Origin of the sequence: Streptomyces sudanensis, from assembly GCF_023614315.1 — a bacterium.
Lineage (GTDB): Bacteria > Actinomycetota > Actinomycetes > Streptomycetales > Streptomycetaceae > Streptomyces > Streptomyces sudanensis.
This window is the reverse complement of sequence record NZ_CP095474.1, coordinates 4,291,330-4,295,659: the sequence shown is the minus strand read 5'-3', so window position 1 is coordinate 4,295,659 and position 4,330 is coordinate 4,291,330. Positions and strand designations below refer to the sequence as shown.

At 76.9% G+C, this 4,330-nt stretch carries 1 protein-coding gene and 2 pseudogenes; 1 reads left to right on the top strand and 2 read right to left on the bottom strand.

The window, feature by feature from the left end; translation table 11 throughout:
• Positions 1 to 33: 33 nt before the first annotated feature.
• Positions 34 to 1,214: pseudogene (locus tag MW084_RS19850) on the top strand (MinD/ParA family ATP-binding protein); the annotation flags it as partial.
• Positions 1,215 to 1,517: 303 nt separating this feature from the next.
• Here MW084_RS19850 and MW084_RS19845 read toward each other — a convergent pair.
• Positions 1,518 to 2,471 carry a bifunctional riboflavin kinase/FAD synthetase gene (locus MW084_RS19845; protein ID WP_275563722.1) on the bottom strand — a complete coding sequence of 318 codons (954 nt, stop codon included), beginning with the start codon at positions 2,469 to 2,471 and terminating at the stop codon, positions 1,518 to 1,520.
• A gap of 39 nt (positions 2,472 to 2,510) precedes the next feature.
• A pseudogene (locus MW084_RS19840) lies at positions 2,511 to 4,330 on the bottom strand (serine protease); the annotation flags it as partial.

Genomic DNA, 4,330 nt, shown 5'->3' with positions numbered 1-4,330 from the left:
CCCCCGNTCCCCCGGGGCAGCCGCAGGAGCACNCCCCCGCACCCGCCGCCGATCCCCGCGCCGGTGCCGCCTGGCCGTCGCCGGTGGCGCACGACCAGCGGCAGTCGGCCGTGCCGGGCGCCCCGCTCGGTTACACGGCGGCGGTCGAACTGTCCTCGGACCGGCTGCTCCGCAACACCAAGCAGAAGCCCAAGAGCAGCCGCAACCCCTCCGCCGGCTCCCGCTTCAAGCTCGGCGGCAAGAAGGAGGAGGCGGAGCGGCAGCGCAAGCTCCAGCTGATCCGCACGCCCGTCCTGTCCTGCTACCGGATCGCCGTCATCTCCCTCAAGGGCGGCGTCGGCAAGACCACCACGACGACCGCGCTCGGCTCCACCCTCGCCAGCGAGCGGCAGGACAAGATCCTCGCCATCGACGCGAACCCGGACGCCGGCACGCTCGGCCGCCGCGTGCGGCGCGAGACCGGGGCGACCATCCGCGACCTGGTGCAGGCGATCCCGTACCTCAACTCGTACATGGACATCCGCCGGTTCACGTCGCAGGCGCCCTCCGGACTGGAGATCATCGCCAACGACGTGGACCCGGCCGTCTCCACGACGTTCAACGACGCCGACTACCGGCGGGCGATCGACGTGCTCGGCCGCCAGTACCCGGTGATCCTCACCGACTCCGGCACCGGCCTGCTCTACAGCGCCATGCGCGGGGTGCTCGACCTCGCCGACCAGCTGATCATCATCTCGACGCCGTCCGTCGACGGCGCCTCCAGCGCCTCCACGACGCTGGACTGGCTCTCCGCGCACGGGTACGCGGAGCTGGTGCAGCGTTCCCTCACCGTCATCTCGGGCGTCCGCGAGACCGGCAAGATGATCAAGGTGGAGGACATCGTCCAGCACTTCGAGACGCGCTGCCGGGGCGTCGTCGTGGTGCCGTTCGACGAGCACCTGGCGGCGGGCGCCGAGGTCGACCTCGACATGATGCGGCCGAAGACGCGGGAGGCGTATTTCAACCTCGCCGCACTGGTCGCCGAGGACTTCACGCGCGCACAGCAGGAGCAGGGGCTGTGGACCGGTGGCGGGCACGGCGGCATGCCGCCGCAGATGGCACCGCCGATGCCCGGCCAGCCGGCGCCCGGTCAGCCGTACGGCGGCCAGCCGACGCCGGGTCAGCCGTATCCCGGTCAGCCCGCCTCCGGTCAGCCGTATCCCGGTCAGCCCTACGGGCAACCGCCGCAGGCTCCCGGCGGGTTCGCCCAGCCGGGGATGCCTCCGCAGGGCCCGCCGCAGCAGCCCGCGGCGGGCGCCCCCGGGCAGCCGCCCCAGCCGGTCGACCGGCCGTACGGCGACCCCGCCGCGGCCCCCGCCTGGCCCCAGCAGCCCCGCAGGCCCCCGGCCCCGCGCCGGAGTGACGGCGCACCAGCGCGACATCCCGGCGCCGCGGCGCCGCGACGGAAAGGACCCGCACTCGTCTCCTTGGTGCGGGTCCTTTCCCGTGCGGCTGGCGCGGGCCCTTTTTCCGTGCGGCTAGCGCGCGTCGTACTCCGCGGTCAGTTCGCGGCAGCGCTCCACGTCGTCCGCGATGGCCTCCAGCAGCGCCTCGATCGACTCGAACTTCTTCTGGGCCCGTACGCGGGCGAGGAAGTCGACGGCCACGTGCAGGCCGTACAGGTCCAGGCCGACGCGGTCGATGGCGTACGCCTCGACGGTGCGCTCCGTGCCGTCGAACTGCGGGTTGGTGCCGACGGAGACCGCCGCCGGCATCCGCTCGCCGTTCGCGGTGAGCCAGCCGGCGTAGACGCCGTCGGCGGGGACGGCCGTGTGCGGCAGGGTCTCCACGTTCGCCGTCGGGTAGCCCAGTTCACGGCCGCGCCGGGCACCGCGGACGACGACGCCCTCGACGCGGTGCGGGCGGCCCAGGATCTCGGCGGCGCCCGCGACATCGCCCTCGCCGACCAGACGCCGGGTCAGCGTCGAGGAGAACGGGGCCCCGCCGCCCGCCTCGCCGGTCACGTACAGGTCGACGACCTCGACCTCGTAGTCGTACACGGCGCCCAGCTCGGCCAGGTAGCCGACGTTGCCGGCGGCGCGGTGGCCGAAGCGGAAGTTGGGGCCCTCGACGACCAGGCGCGCGTGGAGCCTGTCGACGAGGACCTTCACGACGAAGTCGGCGGGCGACAGCTTCGAGAACCCGGTCGTGAACGGCAGGACCAGCACCGCGTCGACGCCCAGCTCCGCCATCAGCTCCGCCCGCCGGTGGTGCGGGGCGAGCAGCGGCGGGTGGCTGCCGGGGCGGACCACCTCGGAGGGGTGCGGGTCGAAGGTGACGACGACGGTGGGGAGGCCCAGTTCCCGGGCGCGTTCCACGGCCCGGCCGATGATCAGCTGGTGGCCGCGGTGGACGCCGTCGTAGGAACCGATGGTGACGACGCTGCGCCCCCAGTCCTGGGGGATCTCCTCCAAGCCTCGCCAGCGCTGCACTGTGACCGCTCCTCGCCCGAACCCGTGTACGTCAGTACGTCATGACCGATACGCAGGTCTAAGGGTGCCATGCTCCCGGGGCTCGGCCCGCACCGGCATGGCGAGCGCCGTCCGCCCGGTCACGGGCGCGGCCCCCGCGACCGGCCGCCCGGTGGCGCGGCGGACGGCGGGGCCGGTGAGGGCCGCCCACCGGTCCGGGTCGGCGGTGAGCCAGTCGTCCAGGAGGGCGGCGAAGGCGGGGACCTCGCCGGCCAGTCCGGCCAGCAGCGGGTCGAGGCGCTCCGCGCCGCCCGGTGCGCGGGCCAGGAGTTCGCCGCCGCGCAGGACGAGGTCTCGGGTGCGGGGTTCCGGGCGCTCCGCCGCTCCGCGGGCGGCGGCCCTCAGCAGCGCCTCGGGCACCGCGGGATCGGGGTGCTCGTGCCGCTCCGAGTCGATCAGCACGTCGAGGAGTTCGCCGCGCAGGGCCCGCGACGCGGGGGTGCCGGGCGCCGCCAGGACCGGGGCCAGCGCGGCGCGCACCCCGGCGCGGGGGTCCCGCAGCAGGTCGGTGACGAGCGGGAGGAGGGCCGCGCGGGCGGCGGGGCCCTGCTCCAGCCGCCGGTCGACGTGGGCCGCGGCGTGCGCGGCGCCGTCGGGACGGCTGTCGACGTACCCGCGGACGAGGGCGGCGGCGCGGCGGGCGAGCGCGGGGGTGCCAACCTCGGCCAGGGCGTCCAGGACGTCGGCGGCCGCCGCGGGGCCGCCGGTGTGCAGCCGGGCGCGGAAGGCGGCGAGGACCGGCTCGGGGTGGGTGGCGAGCGCGGCCGTCAGCGTCCGGGCGGGCAGCCCGCGGTCGCCGTCCCGGAACGCGGCGAGGGCCTGCGGCAGGTGGCGGGCGCGGCTGTGCGGGTCGTGCACGAGGACGGCGAGGGCGGCGCCGTGCAGGGAGCTGTCGCCCGGGCGGGAGAGGAGGGCGAGGGCGGCGTACCGCAGGGCCTCGCGGTCGGCGTCGGCGGTGACGCGGGCGGCGAGGAGCGGTCCGTACGCGGCGGCGGCGACGCGGCGGGCGGGGCGCGCGTCGTCGTGCGCCCAGCGGTCGACGGCGCGGCACAGGGCGGCGGGTTCGTCGCGGACCAGGTCGGCGAGGAGCCCGTCGGCGTGCGGGTGGGCGGTGGCGACCAGCGCCTCGCACAGGTCGTCGGGGGCCAGGTCCCGGTGGGTGTGGAGCAGCGCCCGGGCGACGCCGGCGACGGTGGGCCGGACGCAGGAGCCCGGTTCGGCGGGGAGGGGCCTGTCGTCGGTGAACCACCGGCACAGCAGGGGCTGCACCCCCCTCGGGTCGGCGGCCAGGCGCCGGGCGACGGCCTCCAGGCAGCCGGGGCGGCGCGCGGTGCGGGGCGGGGCGTCGGCGGGCAGGACACGGCGCAGGAGGTCCAGGCGCTCGTCCTCGCCGAGGCGCAGCCGCTCCCAGAAGGAGGGGCCGTACGCGTCGCGGTCCCCGGGGGCCGGCCGTGTCGTGAGGCGTGCGGCCAGCAGCCGCAGGACGTCCGCGTACGGGCGGGCGTCCCGGACGCCCAGCAGTGTCTCCCGCAGCAGCCTGTCCGCCCACCGGTCCGCGTCGGCGGGTCCGCCCGCGTGGTGGACGAGCCGTTCCAGCCTCCGCGCGAGCGCACGGGTGCCTTGGCCGCGCTCCACCAGCAGGAGTGCCTCCACCACGACGCCGGCCCGGTGCGGGGGCACCCCGGCGGGGCGGCCCGCGTCGGCACCGGCCGCCGGCGGGGGGCCGAACGGCCCCTGCCCGGCCCCGCCCGCGGGCGGGGCGAACCGCCCGGGGTGCTCCGGACCCCCGCCCCGCGGGCCGTACGGGGACGGTGCCGGAC